Raw genomic sequence first — 17,107 nt, forward strand, 5'->3', positions numbered from 1 at the left:
AATTTCATTTTCATTACAATTATTTATAGGATAAATGTATATTTGTGGTAACTGGATTATAGATTTACAATCGTAACTATTGTTTTTCTGCATCCCCATATATACAGTTCGTATTTCTTTATTGTCTATTATATTTAAATTTATTCCCCACTCATTATAAAACAGGAGAGCATTTCCTGTATTGGATTGGATATATGCAAGTTTTTTATTATTGATATCGATTTCTTTTTTCTCTATATTTTTTATTTCTTTATTAATATTGAAACAAAATGGGATAAATTCAATATCTTTATGTAAGGGATTATTAATTAATAATTCACCTTTTATAAAAATGACGGGGAGGTTGTTTAAGGCATAATAAAGCATTCTTAATTGGTTTTGTTTCCAATATAGTTTTTGTAATATTCCGAAAGATTTTTCATCATAATACTCAGAGAATTCCAAATCGGTAATTTCATAATTTATTTTCTCACCATTTTTATTACGGAATAAGATATTAATTTCACTTTTTCCGACCCATTCAAAATTTTCTGGTATAGATATAATAGAATCAAGACTTCCTGTTACTATGTACCATGAAATTTTTAGTTGGGAGGTGATTATTTCGGCTTTAATTCTATCAATGCAAGATGAACACATAACTTTACAACGCTATACCATTAAATCAATTATAAGACCTGCTGGATTATCCAGTGAATTTAATAGACCTTGCACAGCATTATCATTTAAGGGATTGTCCGCTTCTTCTTTATCATTCTGCTTCTGTTCTTGTTTTAATTTTTCTATCTTTTTTAATTCATATTCTATTTCTTTCAATCGTGTTTCAATAATTCTTTTTTCTTCTCCTTCTACATTCTTTAATTTTATTTTCAACATCCTTCGTTCTGCTTTGAGTAAATTTTCTTTTATTTTCAGTGCATTATCTATTTTATCTGTATTTATGTTGGTATTTATTTTTTGTTCTCCGTTCGCTAAATCTAATATTTTTTTCTTTTCTTCGTTTGTTTTTTCTCTTGTAACAATAGTTGTGGTTCCGCCTACCATTGTCAGAAAAGACCCATTTTTCCGAAGTTTATATTCTGTATTTAAAAACACTACCTCTTTCCCTTCCATAAGCGCCTCTGCCTTTAATCTTTGTCTGTTTCGTGCTTCTTGTGAAAAAACAGTAAAGGCACTCAGGGAAGCAGGAGTTGGGGGAGCAACACCGGGTTCTCCCGGGTCTAATCTATAAAAAGTTAATGGGTTATTTATGATATTTGTATTCAGGACATTCATAATATATTTAATTCTTTATTTATATACACTATAATTATAACAAAGATTTTCGCTATTTATTAGAATATTTATCCAATTTTTTCGTTTCTTATATCCTGTAAACTATCCCCTAATAAATTTAGCAGTAGTAGTATTAACACGAAAAAACATCCTGGGAAAAGCAGTAACCATGGATATTCTTCCATCACTTCTACACCTTCACGGATTAATACACCGAGAGAACACATCGGGGGTTGCACGCCTAAACCAAGAAAACTTAAAAAAGCCTCTAATAAGATTACCTGAGGGATTGTTAATGTAGTATAGACGATAACGATATTTAATAAATTGGGGATAACATGTTTAAATAGAATACGGGGAGTAGAAAATCCGAGTGCTTTTGCAGAATATACAAATTCCTGTTGTTTAATGGATAAGACTTTCCCTCGAACAATTCGAGCCATAGTAAGCCATTCTACTGCACCGATGGCTATAAATAACAGATAAAAATTCCTGCCGAAAAATGTCATTAAAATAATTACAAACATAGTAAAAGGCATTGTATATAGGATATCTACGAAATACATCATCCATGTATCAATCCATCCGCCTACATAACCTGAAATAGAACCATAGCTAACTCCAATTAATAAGGCAACAACCGTTGCACATAAACCTACCCAGAAGGATATTTTGATACCATAAAGTGTTCTTACAAATAAATCCCTGCCTAATAAATCTGTTCCGAACCAATGTTCATAAGAAGGTTTCACTGCACCTAATTCAAGATTTTGTTCTTCATAAGTAGTATTCAAAAATATAGGAACGATAAAAGAAGAAATTATGATAGTAAGTAATAGTAATAATGCCCATTTTCCTTTTTTATTTAGTTCAGGTATAACTTTTTTTATTAAAGTTTTATATTTATCTATTTCTTTTATTTCCATATTTACTCGTAAGAAATTCTTGGGTCAAGATAGCCCTGAATAATATCTGCAATTAAATTTAATATAAGTATTAAAAGTGCATAGACGAAAACGATACCGATTATCATTGTATAATCTCGATTAAAAGTTGCTTCAACGAACTCCCGACCTAACCCTGGAATTTGAAAGATAGTCTCAACAACAAACGACCCGGTAAGGAGACCTGCAGTGGCAGGACCTAAGAATGTCACTAAGGGTTGGAGTGCCCCTTTTAACGCATGAATAAGCAATACTCTCTTACCGGAAGCCCCTTTGGAAATGGCTGTTCTTATATAGTCCTTTTTCATCACTTCTATTATTCCCGAACGCATAATGCGTGTAATATATGCAGAATATACAAAACCTAAAGAAATAGAAGGCAATATTTTTTGCTGTGGGAAATCCCATCCAGCCACTGGGAGTATTTCCCATTGTAGTGCAAATATAAGAACCAATACGGGACCTATAACGAAGGCAGGTATACATATTCCTAAAACAGCAAAGTGAGTAAGACATGTGTCTATCCATGTGTTTTGGTAAAATGCAGATACTATTCCGCATAAACAACCTACAAAAAGTGCAAAGATTAAACTATATATGCCTAATTCAACAGATATGGGAAGGCGCATTAAAATCCACTCCCGAATTGTATAACTTGGTTTACGAAAAGAAGGACCGAAATCGAAGCGAATAACTCCGTATAAATATCTAAAATATTGTTTTATTAGGGGTTCATCCAGATGGTAATATTTTTCTAAACTCCGCTGAACCTCTTCTGGGACATTCTTATCTCTATCAAACGGGCCTCCGGGTGCTAAACGGGCCAGAAAGAAAGTAAGCGTAATTATTGATAATAATATGGGTATAAATAGCAATACTTTTCTAAGTAGATATCTCCTCATGGGTATCATTCCGGATTAATTGGGAATATTTTTTATTTTTAATTCTTGCCATCGGATATAACCGAGCACATTAGGATTAAAATTTTCTACTCTTGATGAAATCAACATTTTCCAAGTATAGAAGTATATCGGTATAATTGGCAATTCATCTAATATTATTTTTTCTGCTTGGAACATAAGCTCATTTCTTTTGGTTTCATCGGCTTTTCTATATGCTTGTTCGACAAAAGTATCGTATTGTTTGTTTTCCCATCCTGTTCTATTATTACCGCTATAACTTAAAAAGCATTCGAGGAAATTTATGGGGTCAAGAAAATCGGCAATCCATGCAGAACGAGCAATCTGATAGTCTAATTGATTCATTGAAGAAAGATACACCTTCCAGTCCTGGTTTAATAGTTTTACATCTATATTTAAATGTTTTTTCCACATTCTTTGAATAGCCTCTGCTATAAGTTTATGGGCTTCCGAAGTATTGAAAAGAATTTCAATTGTCGGGAAATTTTTTCCATCGGGATAACCTGCATCTGCGAGTAATTGTTTTGCATATACCGGGTTGAAGACGATATCTTGCGGGGACTTATAAACACCCATACCATTCGGAACATAACATAATGCGGGTTGTTCGCCACCTTTCAAAACAAATTCTGTAATTTGGTTGCGGTCTATTGAATAAGCCAATGCTTTTCTTACTAAAGGATTGCTTAACACGGGATGTTTTACATTTATTCGATAGTAATACACTCCGACATACGGGTAAAGGACCAATGATTGGGGTTGATTGATTTTATAATAGTCTAATTTTCTCAAAGGAATTGTGCTTGTTAAATCTAAATAACCTATTCTAAAAAGACGTTCTTCTGTCATCTGATTATCAATGGGATAGAAGGAAATTTTTTCGATAAGAACATTATTTTTATTCCAGTAATATGGGTTCTTTTTAACTCTTATTATCTTATTGGGTGTCCATTCTTCTAATTGATAAGGACCGTTGCTTATATGATTTCCTGTATGTGTCCATGGATTATTTCTTTCATCTATAGCCCCATATTTTTCTACTGTTTTTTTATGTATGGGATACCATATATTATGAACCTGCATTTTTAAAAAATACGCTGTAGGATATTCCAATTCTACTTTTAGCGTATGCTCATCAATTGCTACAACACCTACATCTGAGAAATTTTTTATTTGTCCCTCATAATATTTTTTTGCATTTTTTATGCAAAAAAGAAGGTAGGCATATTCTGATGATAGTTTTGGAGAAAGTATCCTTTTCCAAGAATTGATAAAATCTTGAGAAATAACGGGGTCTCCATTTGACCAATATGCATTTTTCCTTATATAGAAAGTATAAATTTTTTTATCATCAGAAATATCCCATTTTTCAGCTACAGCAGGTATTGGCTCTAATGTTTTTGGGTCAAGGGATGTTAAACCTTCAAAAAGTGAACACAAAATCCGATGTTCGGTTACACCGGAAACTGTTGCTGGGTCTAAGTCCTGAACCTCTGCCCCATTTCCTACGAATAATTCATTTGTGTTTTCTGATTTATAGGATGAACAAGAGAGATAAAATATAGAAAGTAGTAGTATTAAAAATATTTTGTATTTTTCATTGTGCATTTTGTTTGTTTATTTGTCCCATTTATCCCATGGAGCCGTATTTTTGGGTTTATACTCTTCGAGTATAAAGGAATTAGCAATAACTTCTCGTATTTCCTGCGGTGATTTTAAGGCTCCGACGGCTAAGGCTTGAACACCTATATTGCCCAATACAGTTGCTTCTATGGGACCTGCTATTACAGGGATATTACAGGCATCCGAAGTCATCTGACAAAGAAGTTTGTTTTGCACACCTCCACCTACAATATGTAATTTTTTAATTTTGCAATTTAATAATTTATTTAAAGATTTAATAGTTTGCCGATAATTCAAGGCTAAACTTTCAAGAGCACAACGAACAATTTCCCCTTTGGTTTTAGGGATATGAAATCCTAATTCTTCGCATATAGTCTGTATGGCTTTGGGCATATTTTCAGGGGCTAATAGTCTGGGTTCATTTACCGGAATAAGAGCCTTAAAAGGTTCTGCTTCTTCTGCTTCTTTGGTTAATTGTTCATACGAAATTTGGAAACCTTCCCGTTCCCAAATTCTTCGGCACTCTTGAACAAGCCATAATCCAAATATATTCTTTAAATAACGAATTTTGTTCCCGACGCCTCCTTCATTTGTAAATCCTGCTTCCATACTTTCTTTTGTAATGTTAGGTTCATTAAGTTCTGTTCCCAGTAAGGACCATGTGCCACTGGATAAATATGCCCAGGGTTCGGATGTATCTGTAATGGGGATAGCGGAAACAGCACATGCGGTATCGTGTGTTGCGGGAGTTATAATAGGGGTTTCTGGAGAAATACCTGTATAATGGGCAATTTCGGGTAATAATCCTCCTAATATTGTTCCGGGTGGCACAATCTCTTCTAATATATTCTCAGGAATTGAAAATTTCTTGATTAATTCCTTACTCCAATTTCTTTGTTTTGCATCCAACATTTGTGTTGTAGAGGCATTTGTATATTCGCAGGAACGAACTCCGCTTAATAAATAACCGAATAAATCTCCCATTAATAAAAGAGAATCGGCTATTTTCAAAAAAGGTGATTTTGTTTTTATTAAACTTAGAATCTGGAATAATGAATTGAATGGTAAGAATTGTATACCTGTAATTTTGTATATATCATCTTTGGGGACAATTGAAAAAGCATATTCCATCATATCCTGTGTTCTCTTATCTCTATAATGGACAGGATTGGCTATTACAGAACCATCTTCTGCAATCAATCCGAAATCAACTCCCCAGGTGTCAACACCAATACCATCTAAATCTGATGTATATTCTTTTGCACATTTTCGTAAGGCAAAACACATTTCTTCATAGATTCTTGCTAAATCCCATTGGCGAACACCTAACATTATTAAGCCTTCGGTTCTGAAACGGTGTATTACCTGTAAGTCTATTTTGTGGTCTTTTAATGTTCCTAAAACAGCCCTTCCACTTTCAGCACCTAAATCGAATGCCAAAAATTGGTATACTTTTTTACTCATCTTACATGCCCTTTCTTTTATGAATATATATTATGTCTTTTTATTTTATTCATAATTCTAATCAATTACAACTACACCACTTCCATTAAGAGTTCCTTTTTTTAATCTTTGGAGTATTTGGTTCGTATTTTTTAAGGATGTTTTTTCGATATGTGTATGAATGTGTATATTTTTCATTTCTTCAAACAATTCTTGACCGTCGTTTCTTGTATTTGCAGAAATGGAAATAATTTGTTTTTCATAAAAAAGATGTTTTTCATACTCCAGAGAAGGAGTATCTGACATATATATTCCTGCTAAAACAAGTTTACCTCCTTTTTTTAAGTATTGTAAAGAAGGAGGGATAAGATTTCCATTTGGTGCAAAGATTATTGAGGCATCTGGCAACTCCGGGATTTTTGATGGGTCATTATTTGCCCAGTCTGCACCTAATTCTCTTGCTAATTTTTGATGGTTTTCATTGCGACTTACTACAAAGACACAAGCCCCTTTTGCTTTTGCAATTTGTAAAATAATATGAGCAGATGCCCCGAAACCATATAAAGCCAAAGTTTGTCCTTTTTTAATTTCTGATTTTTTCCATGCTCGATAACCTATTATTCCGGCACAAAGTAAGGGTGCTATCTTTGCTTCTTCTATGTTATTAGGTAGGGCATAAGCATAATCTTCATTTATAAGAGTATATTCTGCGTATCCTCCATGTTCATGATAACCTGTATATAAACTGTTCTCACACAAATTTTCTTTTCCTGTTTTACAAAAAGAACAGTCTCCACAAGTTTTTCTTAGCCAGGCAATTCCAACTTTATCTCCTCGTTTAAACTGGGTGCATTTGTTCCCTGTTTTTTCTACAATACCTACGATTTGATGTCCTGGGATTATGGGTAATCGTTTGGGGGATAATTCTCCTTCAATAATATGTAAATCTGTTCTGCAAATAGCACAACATATTACCTTTACTAACAACTCTTTTTCATTAGGTTCGGGGATGTCCCATTGTTCCATAGTCAATGGAGAAACATCTATAGAATCTTGTTGTTTTAAAACCATAGTTCTCATAGTCGTATTTCTCTAATACTTGTGAACATTTTTTACTTTGTATGTATTATAATATAAGTAGATTGGTAAGGAATAGACTATGTTAAAACAACCTGCCCCTTATAAAAGAATTATCTTTGTTTGCACGAATAAAAAAGAAGACTCGTCGAAGCCCTGTTGTGCAGCGAAAAAAAGCGAGGAAATAGCCATGAAATTAAAGCAAATGGTTCGAGAGAGAAATTTAAAAGACCAAATCCGTGTTTCCAAATCAGGTTGTATGGGCAAATGTGAACAAGGACCTAATATTATGGTTTATCCGGAAGGTATCTGGTATAGTAATGTTAAAGAAGAGGATTTGCAATTTCTTTTTGATGAATTACTAAAACCTTTAATATAATCATATCTGCTGACCCTTAATTATCTTTTTGAAACGACCTTTGCGTTTTATGTATATATATGGTCAAAAATAAAATTTATTTATCTGGAGGGTTAGGATAATTGGTAATCCACCGGTCTTGAAAACCGGCGCCTTCGGGCTTGGGGGTTCGAGTCCCCCACCCTCCGCCATTTTTTTTAACTATTAGGAGGAATATTATGAATGTAGGAATTCTTGGTTGTGGGACAATGGGTCGGCTCCACGCAGAAATGGCAGAAAAATGTGGTCTTAAAGTTGTCCAATGTTCCGATGTTAATTCTCAAAGTGGAAAAGCCTTAGCAAAGAGTTTCAAAGCCAAATTCGTGAAAAATTGGGAAGATGTAGTGGCTAATAAAGATGTAGATATTGTAGCAATAGCCACTCCCACACCATTGCATTTTCCCATGCTTGACATGGCAATAAAAAAAGGGAAATATATATTTTGTGAAAAACCTCTTTGCAGGACTGTAGAAGAATGCAAAAAGGTTATTCAAAAGGCAGAAAAGGCAAAAATTAAACTTTTTGTAGGACATGTCGTTCGTTATTTCCATGAGTTTGAATCTATTCAGGAGCAGATAAAATCTGGGAAAATAGGTGAAGTAGGTTTTATAAAAATGTATCGTGGAGGAATGCCACCACAGGGTAAAAATAGTTGGTTTCGTGATTTTTCTAAGAGTGGAGGTGTTACTTTTGATTGTATGATACATGATATTGATTGGTTGAGGTATATATTTGGAGAGGTTAAAACCGTTTATTGTCAAAACCTCATTGAAAAGAATTGTGCGCCATTAGATTATTCACAGGTAACGGTTCGTATGAAAAATGGGGTTCTGGCTCTGGTTATAGGCACATGGGCTCATCCATCGGGATTTCGTGTCAAAGTTGAAGTATGTGGTAGTGATGGTCTTATGTATTACGATAACATGGAAACTCCACTTGAAGTTCAATTAAGGGAACAAAATAAGGTTAGTGGGACTATTGTTCCTGAAAGTCCTGTAATAAAAAGCCCTTATCAAAAAGAATGGGAAGATTTTATAAGTTGGATTAAAGATGGTAAAGAACCGCGTGTTTCGATGTATGATGCCCTCAAAGCAGTGGAAATTGTAAGTGCTTGCCTTCGTTCAGCAAAAATCAAACAACCTGTGAATTTATAAGGAGGAATTGAGATGGTTAAACTCGGAATTTTGAGTTTTGCTCATTTGCATGCCTATAGTTATGCACATTGTGTAAATTTAATTCCTGAAGCAGAATTGACTGCTATCTGGGATGATGATAAAGAAAGAGGAAAAGATGCCAGCCAAAAATATCAAACTAATTTTGTTGAAGATTTAGATGAATTTTTAAGTCTACCCTTAGACGGTGTCATTATTACATCCGAAAATGTCAATCACAAACCCATGGCAATAAAATCTGCTGAAGCAGGGAAATGGATACTTTGTGAAAAGCCCCTTGCAACAACTATTGAAGATGCAATGTGTATGATAAACACTTGTAAAAAAGTAGGTGTGGGTTTGGGTGTTGCTTTTCCGTGCCGATTCTTAACCCCTATCTTGAAGGCTAAGGAATATATAAGGTTGGGAAAATTAGGGACTATTCTTTCTATTTCATGCACTAATAATGGTTCTTATCCTGGTGGTTGGTTTGGTGATGTTAAACTTTCAGGAGGTGGTGCAGTAATGGACCATACGGTACATGTAGCAGACCTTTTAAGATGGATGTTAGATAAAGAATTTGATAGTGTATATTGCGAATTGGGAAATCAAATGCATAAGGGGATTTTAGAAACGGATGATATGGGATGTTTACAATTAGAAATGGAAGGTGGTATTCAGGTATCCCATATTGCAAGTTGGAACCGACCCAAGAGTTTCCCAACCTGGGGTGATGTAACTATGGAATTTATAGGGACAAAAGGCGTTTTATATCTAGATGCATTTAATCAAAAATTAAACATATATAGTGATTTTGCGATGAAAACGGAATGGGGCTTCTGGGGTGATAATCCTGATTTGGGATTAATCCAGGATTTTGTAAAATCTATTCAAGAAAAAAGAGACCCTATGTCGAAGGGAATTGATGGTTTGCGTTCTGTTGAAGTTACGGTATTTGCATACGAGTCGTATAAGGCTGGGAAAAAGGTTAAAATAAAAAGAGCGAAATGTTAAATCGTCAGGAGTTTTGTTTTTTCCATTTGTAAAGTATATCGTAAAGAATAATTCCGAAACTGGTTGCAACATTAATGGTGTTTTTATAACCATACATGGGAATATGAACTATATCATCAACAATTTTTAATACTCTTTCTTGAACTCCCATTACTTCATTACCTAAAACAATTGCAACGGGTGAAGGCCAGAAGTAATCGAAACAAGATTTTGAGTTTTCTGTTATTTCAATGGCTACAATAGGTATAGATTTTTCTTTTAAAGTTACTATACAATCTTTTGTTCGTTCATAATAACTCCAAGGGATATATTCATGGGCTCCTAATGCTGTTTTTTCTATTTTTTTGTGTGGCGGATGGGCAGACATACCACAAAGATATAAATGTTCTACAGCACCTGCATCTGCTGTTCTGAAAATGGAACCTACATTATAGGCACTTCTTAAATTGTCCAATACAACATGAATAGGGTTTCTCTGAATTGGATTTAAAGAATTTATATCCAGTCCTTTATAAAAAGGTTCCTGAGGAGAATACGGAACTGGGTCACGCTTATATTGTTCTAATTCGTCCATTGTTCTATTAAAGTTTAAACCTCTACAAAAGATATGCTATAATTATTGAAATTATAGATTTCGGGCTTCATTTTACTAAAATCTCAATAATTAATTCACATTTAATCTTTTAGGAGAAAAATATGTTAGAAGGTCGTGTTTTTAATTTTTCCGCAGGTCCTTCCATGTTACCAGAACCTGTTTTAGTACAGGCACAACAAGAATTATTAGTGTATCCGGGTGCCGGGGCTTCGGTCATGGAAATAAGTCATCGTTCTAAATCATTTGATGAGATTTTAGAAAAAGCAAAAGATTATCTAAAAAAGTTATTGAATATGCCAGATAATTATAAAATTATTTTTACTCCTGGCGGTGCAACTATGCAATTTTCGATGTTAGCAATGAATTTTTTGAATGGAGGGACAGCGGATTATATTAATACTGGGTCCTGGGCATCGAAAGCAATGAGTGAAGGCAAAAAACATGGTAATGTTCGTGAAGCATGGTCAGGTAAAAGTGAAAATTATGTTCGAATGCCTTCTTCCTCTGAAATAAATATTTCCGATGAAGCAAAGTATGTCCATTTTACATCTAATGAAACAATTCAAGGGATTGAGTTTTTTAGTGAACCTGATGTTGGTGATAAGCCTTTATTCTGTGATGCTTCTTCTGATTTTCTTTCTCGTCCTATAGACATAACAAAATATGCATTAATATACGCAGGGGCACAAAAAAATGTAGGTCCTTCGGGTATTGCGGTAGTTATCATTCGAGAAGATTTATTATCGATTGTTCCTGAGAAACTACCTTCTTTGTTAGATTACAAACTCATGGTAGAAAATAATTCACTTTATAATACACCATCTACATGGAGTATTTATATTGTTGGTTTGGTGGTAAAATGGCTATATGAGGATATCGGCGGTTTAGAAAAAATTGAAGAAATAAATAAGAAAAAAGCGGAATTGTTGTATCAAGTTATTGATGAAAGTAACGGTTTTTATAAAGGTCATGCTAAAAAAGAGAGCCGTTCACGAATGAATGTTACATTCCGTCTTCCTGAAGAAACACTTGAAAAAGAATTTATATCTAAAGCAAGCGAGGAAGGCTTGAAGGAATTAAAAGGGCACCGTTCTGTAGGTGGTTGTCGTGCGTCTATTTACAATGCTATGCCCTATGAAGGCTGTCAAGCATTGGCTCAATTTATGAAAGATTTTGCACAATCCCATGGATAATAGATAATACCTTATTTATTCCTCTCTATTAATTCGTTTACAGTGGCAATAATCGTTTCCCCTAATTGAGGTCTATAGAAGGAAGCCGTTACTTCATAGCCACTCTGTTGGTATTCTTTTTCTGTGAGAATATATCCTATCAGGTCATTGGTAAAAGAAGTAACAACAGGTATTTTTATTCCTTGACTTTCTAATTTTTGTTTTACTCCCATACCTATTTCAGTTATAGGTTCACCTGGGAAAGTAACAATGGCACAATCATTAATCTGTATGAAATGAAATGGTGCTTTTGATGGAAATAATTGGTTTATCATAGCATTTACCATTTCCTCTGAAACATTGTATTCGTCCCCTGCTATTTTAAAGAAGTCAGGTGCTACCTTTTTAGATGGTAATTCCTTCCATAAAACATCATGTTTAAATAATGATATAGGTTTGGGTTTTAAATCTTTGAGTATATCTGTTACAAGTTTTGCTAAATTAAGTCCATAGTTTTCCATAGATTCCCAGGCAGAGGCTCCTTTATAACCTGATGGAGCAACATCGCCTTCTGCTCCGTTAGAAAACATACAGGTTGTTCCGGGATAAAAGGTTTCTATAGTTCTTTGTATTATTCCTGGATAACCTGCGGATAATAACATTTCATTAGGTGTCATTATAGTTTCATGAGCGGTAAAATTAACAAAAACTACCCAGGGTTTGTTTTCCTTATCAAATCTTAATACAGTAAGATATGGGTCGGTAGGTAATTCCTCATGCCTTCTGTTTCTGTTTAACCCTTTTGTTGCTATTCTTCCTGCTGAAAAGGTTACTGGTGAAAGTGTCTTTATTGATTCCTGAATTCCTTTTGCAATTTGTGAAGAGACATACTGCAATACCTCTGCATCAAAAATTCCTATGTTAGGATTATTAACAATGTTTCTTTCATCCATAGACATACCCTCAAGTCCTGCATGGGTATGACTTGACATCATTAAAACATTATTTTGATTAACAAAAGGTAATTCTGCTTTTTGTATTGTATGTTCTACCAAACTCCAGGGGACATGACAAATGTCTAAACTAATTATGAATAAATATTCATCATCATTTTTCAGTGTTAGTATTTTTGCCCATGTTTCATCATGAGTGCCTAATGCCGGTTTCCCTTGTCTTTCGCCATATCCACCTAACTGAACTTTTAAGCCTTGATTGATGGGGTTTATAGAAACTCTGGATATTCCTGCATAAATTTCTGAAAATGACATAGAACAAACCCCCATTAAAAATATCACTGATAATACAACAATAAGTGTATATTTATTCATATATTTAATCTACAACGAATGTAGCTCTTCCTGAAATGGAGGATAGTTTCGTGGAGACACGGAATAATATTGTATATTGTCCTGGTGATAAATTAGGAGGTAAACGGAATTGCTGACTGCTTACCCATGTTCCATCATTTCTGTTAAATGAGGAAGAGGAAAGGTCGGCAATGAGTTGTTCGCCTTTTAAAAGGCTTCGTGTTTCTGTTACAGTGGTTCCGGAACCGGTTCCTAATAAAGCATATTGAACAGTTGCTTCAATCATATTTCCGGGTGTAACTACATTGGGCAAAACTTCTGCCCGTTCAAAGGATAATCGTTCACCTTGACTGGCCTGGTAATTGTATTCTGTAGCTGTTTGCTCAGCGGACTTTGCTTTTTGTGCTTTTATGTCGTGAGCAACCAATCCTGCTATACCGCCAAGAACTGCACCTATGGCCGCACCTTCAAGAGTATGTCCGGATTGATGCCCTATAATAGCACCTGTTGCACCACCTAAAGCAGCACCTAATCCGCCTGCTTCACCATAGGTTTGACATCCCGTTCCATAGAGCACAAAGGAGATAGTAATTATCATAAGTAAAAACAGTGAGAGAAATTTTTTCATAGTGTTTCCTTTCTTATTCTTTTTTAGTTTTCATCATAAGGAATATAAGGTATTATATTATTATATCTTAACGAAAGAATATATTCCTTACTATTATCATCTAAATAAACGAATTCTACGCCATATTTATTTACCATTTTTTTTTCTTTATTTATGAAATTTACTACATCCCACCGAATAATGCCCTTGCCTGTTAAAAAAGTTTCTTCTTGATTTTTCAATCTTATAGAAAATTCAACAATTTCATTGCCCCCTATTTTCTCTTCAGTAGCGAAGGAAAAACCACCTCTTCCTATTAGTATATTATCCATCTTATTTGTATCTAATTTCCGAATCCACCCTGAATATAGTCCCTGTTTTTCTATATCTAACTGTAATCTTTGTTCCCATGGGGTGCATAATCTTTCTATTGTAGATGTAAGTAAAAGTAGTTGAAAAGGTTTGTATATAACCGATTCGGCTCCAATTTGAAATAAGTTTTGTGATGGCACATCATTATATGCAGTAATAGCGATAATGGGAGGGTTATATGCATCGATTTTTTTTGCCATTTTAATAATTTCTATTCCGGATATTTCGGGTAGGCGTAAGTCGGTAATAAGCAGGTCAGGTTTTATCTCTGAAAAGGTCTTAATAAAATCCTTCGGATTGTAAAAAGTAGTTGTATCATATCCCCTGCTTTCTAATTCTATTGCAATCATCTCATTCAGGTCTATTTCATCTTCAAGTATAAATATTGTTTTTTTATTTCCCATTTTTGATAGCCTCACATTTTTTAAGGTTTATAACGAAGCATGTCTTTTTTGATTTATTATCCAATTCCAGTGTTCCGCCATGAATATCCATAATTGATTTAGAAAGACTTAGTCCCAATCCTGTACCTTTCCCTACTTCTTTTGTTGTAAAAAATGGGTCAAGAATTTTATCTTGAATATCTTTGGGTATACCATGTCCATTATCTTCAACCTGAATTCTGATATTATCATCCATTTCTTCTATTTTTAAGGAAATTTTAGGTTGTGGTATCTGCTCAACTGCATCCATAGAATTGTTTAGTATATTTACAATTACTTGAGTTAATAATGTGGGAACGGCCTCCACATATAAATCTTTATTATCGTTTTGATAAGTGAACTTTATTTTTTGCATTTCTAATCTTGGTTTAATTTGTTCAAGAGCATCTTCTATAATTTTTTCTAATTTAGATGGTTGTAATGTATGTTTTGTTTCTTGCCTGGAGAATATTTTCAATGCCTTTATCAAGTTTTCTATTCTTGTTACATTTTTTTGTATTTTATTAACAAGCATAGAAATATCTTTATTTGAATACTTTTCATTCTCATTTATGTAATTATTTATATGTTGAGTAGCAAGAGAAATAACAGTCAAAGGATTATTCACTTCATGAGCGATACCACTTGCCATAACACCAAGAGATGAAAGTTTTTCTATAGATTGTATTTTTCTCTCTTGTTCTCTTATTAGTTTATCTTTATGTTGTTTTTCTATTGCAATGGCTATCATTTCTGCTACTATTTTTAATGCATGTAACTCTGAAGAGGACCATTGCCTTTCTGTAATACAATCATCAAAACCGATTAACCCCCACCATTGACCAAAAACAAAAATAGGTACAACTGCTATGGATACAATCTCCTGTGCTTTAAGAGCGGGTTTTTCGATGTCGGGAAAATTTTTTACACAACCAAAAACAGGGTTCCCATTGGATAACAATTGCACCCATCTTTTATAGCCATTTCTTTCATAATTAAATGATTGTAATTCCATATTATCAATTTGAGGCTTTATTCCTGGTGCGACCCATTCATATAATTGGTCTGTTAATATAGTTCCGTCTTTTAAAACTCTATTTTTAAATAGGTAGGTTCTGCTTACATTTATTGCTTCACCTAATATTTTCAATATCCCATTAATTTCATTTTCCCAGTTTTGTGATGTATAAAGATTTGAAGCACATTTCGAAGCGGATTCTAATATTTTTTCTCTCATTTTTAAGTGTTCTTCGGCTTGAACTCTTCTAACCATATCCCCTACGGAATTGCAAAAGAAATAAATCTGATTGATTTCCTCACTATCAAATTTTTCATCAATTCTAAAAAATATTATTACATCTCTGATTAGATTTTTGTCTTTAACAGGAATATATGCAATAGATAAAGATAATTTTGTGTTATCGCTTTTAAATATCGTTAAATCTTCTGTGATGGACATCCATACTCTTTTTATGTTCGGATTATTAAGATATTCTGTTTCTATTTTTTCAATTATTTCTTTTATTTCTTTATCAATATTTTTCTTATAAAAAGAAAATTTGTGGCGTTCATTCAATTCTGTTTCATATATGTTTTTCCCGACTTCATCGCTAAATAATGTAATGGCACAGCAGTTTGTTAAATCAATAGCTTTGTTAAAAAATTCAAATAATATTTCATTTGATGATTTTTCTCTTTGTTTAGAAACATCTAATATCATTCGAGCATATAAATGTTCTCTCTCCAAAAATTTTTCTATTTTTTTTCTCTGTGTAACATCCTGACCAAAACCAAAAATATATTCTTTGCCCTCCCCTACTTTCAGGTATACTGACTTTATTTCTTTATATACAAGATGCCCATCTTTATGCCTATGGATTGTATTAAAAGGGGAATTATATCCATTTTTTAATTCATTGAAATGTTTTTTGAAACCCTCTTTAGTATATAAAATATCTATTTCTGGGACACTTAGTTGACGAAAGGTAGGCAAATCATAACCAAGACTTTTCGAAGCCGATTCATTTACATAAGCGAATTTTCCATCGGGATAAAGTAAGTAAAATTCATTTCCTGCATTATCAACAATGTATTTAAAGATTTTTAGTTGTTCTTCTACCTCTTTTATAGATGTAATATCATAAAAGAATACATTAAATATATATCCACAATTGATTTTTATTTTATTTATATATAACTTTACCCATTTTTTATTTCCTTTTTTTGTTGTTATAGGAAATGGGTTTTCAAGTATTTTATTCAGTCTTTCGTTATCTGTATGTAAGCAAATCTGCGGAAAAAAATCTTTTATTATATAATGTCTATCATAATCTTTGGGAATTTCTAAAAGTTCTAATGCGCTATCATTGGCAAATAAAATTTTCCCCTTTTCTACTAACAAATACCCAAAATTTGTTTTTGTGGTAAGACTAAATAAATAGGGTAGATATTGTGGTGTTCTTTTCTCATCTTTTAGATATTTATTACAAAGAGGATAAATAAAGACGAATCTGTGATGTGTATCTTTTTTGTCACTGTCTGAAAATGATATAAGATTGTGAGTAATATGAAAGTTATAAATATTTTTTTGTTTTGTTCTCGTCCTGTATATAGTCACCCTATCACCTATATTCTTTATATTTTTTTGATTTATTACATTTTGAAATAGGTGCAGGTCACTTTTATGTATATTATCCAACCAGATATTTGGAGTTATTTTATCTAAATTCAGGCAGTCTTTAATAAATAGATGAAATTCCTCATCATAGCCCTCAATTTCTCCCTTTTG

16 protein-coding genes and 1 tRNA gene are annotated in these 17,107 nt (G+C 33.3%); 5 read left to right on the forward strand and 12 right to left on the reverse strand.

Features of this window, described 5'->3' with window-relative positions:
• The 7 genes from PLA12_11470 to PLA12_11500 form a co-directional block, all read right to left on the reverse strand.
• On the reverse strand, window positions 1-639 hold a 639-nt coding region (locus tag PLA12_11470), incomplete at its 3' end, for a hypothetical protein (protein ID HOQ33117.1).
• A gap of 12 nt (window positions 640-651) precedes the next feature.
• Window positions 652-1,275, reverse strand: coding sequence for a hypothetical protein (locus tag PLA12_11475; GenBank protein ID HOQ33118.1), 624 nt, complete (start codon window positions 1,273-1,275; stop codon window positions 652-654).
• Between the two features lie 68 nt (window positions 1,276-1,343).
• A complete protein-coding gene (locus PLA12_11480; protein HOQ33119.1) occupies window positions 1,344-2,201 on the reverse strand; it encodes an ABC transporter permease in 858 nt (285 codons plus the stop codon).
• Between the two features lie 2 nt (window positions 2,202-2,203).
• Window positions 2,204-3,121 carry an ABC transporter permease gene (locus PLA12_11485; GenBank protein ID HOQ33120.1) on the reverse strand — a complete coding sequence of 306 codons (918 nt, stop codon included), beginning with the start codon at window positions 3,119-3,121 and terminating at the stop codon, window positions 2,204-2,206.
• A gap of 15 nt (window positions 3,122-3,136) precedes the next feature.
• Window positions 3,137-4,747 (reverse strand): peptide ABC transporter substrate-binding protein, encoded by a 1,611-nt coding sequence (locus PLA12_11490; protein HOQ33121.1) that lies wholly within the window; start codon window positions 4,745-4,747, stop codon window positions 3,137-3,139.
• A gap of 9 nt (window positions 4,748-4,756) precedes the next feature.
• Window positions 4,757-6,226 carry a rhamnulokinase family protein gene (locus PLA12_11495; GenBank protein ID HOQ33122.1) on the reverse strand — a complete coding sequence of 490 codons (1,470 nt, stop codon included), beginning with the start codon at window positions 6,224-6,226 and terminating at the stop codon, window positions 4,757-4,759.
• A 57-nt stretch (window positions 6,227-6,283) separates the two neighbouring features.
• A complete protein-coding gene (locus PLA12_11500; protein HOQ33123.1) occupies window positions 6,284-7,285 on the reverse strand; it encodes a zinc-dependent alcohol dehydrogenase family protein in 1,002 nt (333 codons plus the stop codon).
• 79 nt (window positions 7,286-7,364) lie between these two features.
• On the opposite strand from PLA12_11500, the gene PLA12_11505 reads away from it, so the two are divergent.
• The 4 genes from PLA12_11505 to PLA12_11520 all read left to right on the forward strand — a co-directional run bounded on the left by PLA12_11505 (window position 7,365) and on the right by PLA12_11520 (window position 9,844).
• Complete coding sequence (locus PLA12_11505; GenBank protein HOQ33124.1) at window positions 7,365-7,661, forward strand: (2Fe-2S) ferredoxin domain-containing protein; 297 nt, start codon at window positions 7,365-7,367, stop codon at window positions 7,659-7,661.
• A gap of 86 nt (window positions 7,662-7,747) precedes the next feature.
• A tRNA-Ser gene (locus tag PLA12_11510) sits at window positions 7,748-7,831 on the forward strand.
• A 27-nt stretch (window positions 7,832-7,858) separates the two neighbouring features.
• On the forward strand, window positions 7,859-8,833 hold the full coding sequence (locus PLA12_11515) for a Gfo/Idh/MocA family oxidoreductase (GenBank protein HOQ33125.1): 975 nt from the start codon (window positions 7,859-7,861) through the stop codon (window positions 8,831-8,833).
• 12 nt (window positions 8,834-8,845) lie between these two features.
• On the forward strand, window positions 8,846-9,844 hold the full coding sequence (locus tag PLA12_11520; protein ID HOQ33126.1) for a Gfo/Idh/MocA family oxidoreductase: 999 nt from the start codon (window positions 8,846-8,848) through the stop codon (window positions 9,842-9,844).
• A gap of 4 nt (window positions 9,845-9,848) precedes the next feature.
• On the opposite strand, the gene PLA12_11525 is transcribed toward PLA12_11520, so the two are convergent.
• Window positions 9,849-10,418 carry an RNA methyltransferase gene (locus PLA12_11525; GenBank protein HOQ33127.1) on the reverse strand — a complete coding sequence of 190 codons (570 nt, stop codon included), beginning with the start codon at window positions 10,416-10,418 and terminating at the stop codon, window positions 9,849-9,851.
• Between the two features lie 122 nt (window positions 10,419-10,540).
• Between PLA12_11525 and serC the strand changes: the two genes are divergently transcribed.
• Window positions 10,541-11,632, forward strand: a complete 1,092-nt coding sequence (serC, locus tag PLA12_11530) for a 3-phosphoserine/phosphohydroxythreonine transaminase (GenBank protein ID HOQ33128.1) — start codon at window positions 10,541-10,543, stop codon at window positions 11,630-11,632.
• A gap of 11 nt (window positions 11,633-11,643) precedes the next feature.
• Here serC and PLA12_11535 read toward each other — a convergent pair whose 3' ends face one another.
• The 4 genes from PLA12_11535 to PLA12_11550 all read right to left on the reverse strand — a co-directional run.
• Window positions 11,644-12,879, reverse strand: coding sequence for a neutral/alkaline non-lysosomal ceramidase N-terminal domain-containing protein (locus PLA12_11535; GenBank protein ID HOQ33129.1), 1,236 nt, complete (start codon window positions 12,877-12,879; stop codon window positions 11,644-11,646).
• 64 nt (window positions 12,880-12,943) lie between these two features.
• Window positions 12,944-13,546, reverse strand: coding sequence for a glycine zipper domain-containing protein (locus PLA12_11540; GenBank protein ID HOQ33130.1), 603 nt, complete (start codon window positions 13,544-13,546; stop codon window positions 12,944-12,946).
• Window positions 13,547-13,569: 23 nt separating this feature from the next.
• Window positions 13,570-14,301 (reverse strand): response regulator, encoded by a 732-nt coding sequence (locus PLA12_11545; protein ID HOQ33131.1) that lies wholly within the window; start codon window positions 14,299-14,301, stop codon window positions 13,570-13,572.
• On the reverse strand, window positions 14,291-17,107 hold a 2,817-nt coding region (locus tag PLA12_11550), incomplete at its 5' end, for an ATP-binding protein (GenBank protein ID HOQ33132.1). The genes PLA12_11550 and PLA12_11545, both read right to left, overlap by 11 nt.

The organism is Candidatus Hydrogenedens sp. (assembly GCA_035378955.1).
In the GTDB taxonomy this organism is placed as follows: Bacteria; Hydrogenedentota; Hydrogenedentia; order Hydrogenedentales; family Hydrogenedentaceae; genus Hydrogenedens.

Excerpts from the sequence above, each read along its gene's own strand:
- PLA12_11475 (HOQ33118.1), bottom strand. The coding sequence starts at position 1,275 with ATGAATGTCCTGAATACAAATATCATAAATAACCCATTAACTTTTTAT.
- PLA12_11480 (HOQ33119.1), bottom strand. The coding sequence starts at position 2,201 with ATGGAAATAAAAGAAATAGATAAATATAAAACTTTAATAAAAAAAGTT.
- PLA12_11485 (HOQ33120.1), bottom strand. The coding sequence starts at position 3,121 with ATGAGGAGATATCTACTTAGAAAAGTATTGCTATTTATACCCATATTA.
- PLA12_11490 (HOQ33121.1), bottom strand. The coding sequence starts at position 4,747 with ATGCACAATGAAAAATACAAAATATTTTTAATACTACTACTTTCTATA.
- PLA12_11495 (HOQ33122.1), bottom strand. The coding sequence starts at position 6,226 with ATGAGTAAAAAAGTATACCAATTTTTGGCATTCGATTTAGGTGCTGAA.
- PLA12_11500 (HOQ33123.1), bottom strand. The coding sequence starts at position 7,285 with ATGAGAACTATGGTTTTAAAACAACAAGATTCTATAGATGTTTCTCCA.
- PLA12_11505 (HOQ33124.1), top strand. The coding sequence starts at position 7,365 with ATGTTAAAACAACCTGCCCCTTATAAAAGAATTATCTTTGTTTGCACG.
- PLA12_11515 (HOQ33125.1), top strand. The coding sequence starts at position 7,859 with ATGAATGTAGGAATTCTTGGTTGTGGGACAATGGGTCGGCTCCACGCA.
- PLA12_11520 (HOQ33126.1), top strand. The coding sequence starts at position 8,846 with ATGGTTAAACTCGGAATTTTGAGTTTTGCTCATTTGCATGCCTATAGT.
- PLA12_11525 (HOQ33127.1), bottom strand. The coding sequence starts at position 10,418 with ATGGACGAATTAGAACAATATAAGCGTGACCCAGTTCCGTATTCTCCT.
- serC (HOQ33128.1), top strand. The coding sequence starts at position 10,541 with ATGTTAGAAGGTCGTGTTTTTAATTTTTCCGCAGGTCCTTCCATGTTA.
- PLA12_11535 (HOQ33129.1), bottom strand. The coding sequence starts at position 12,879 with ATGTCATTTTCAGAAATTTATGCAGGAATATCCAGAGTTTCTATAAAC.
- PLA12_11540 (HOQ33130.1), bottom strand. The coding sequence starts at position 13,546 with ATGAAAAAATTTCTCTCACTGTTTTTACTTATGATAATTACTATCTCC.
- PLA12_11545 (HOQ33131.1), bottom strand. The coding sequence starts at position 14,301 with ATGGGAAATAAAAAAACAATATTTATACTTGAAGATGAAATAGACCTG.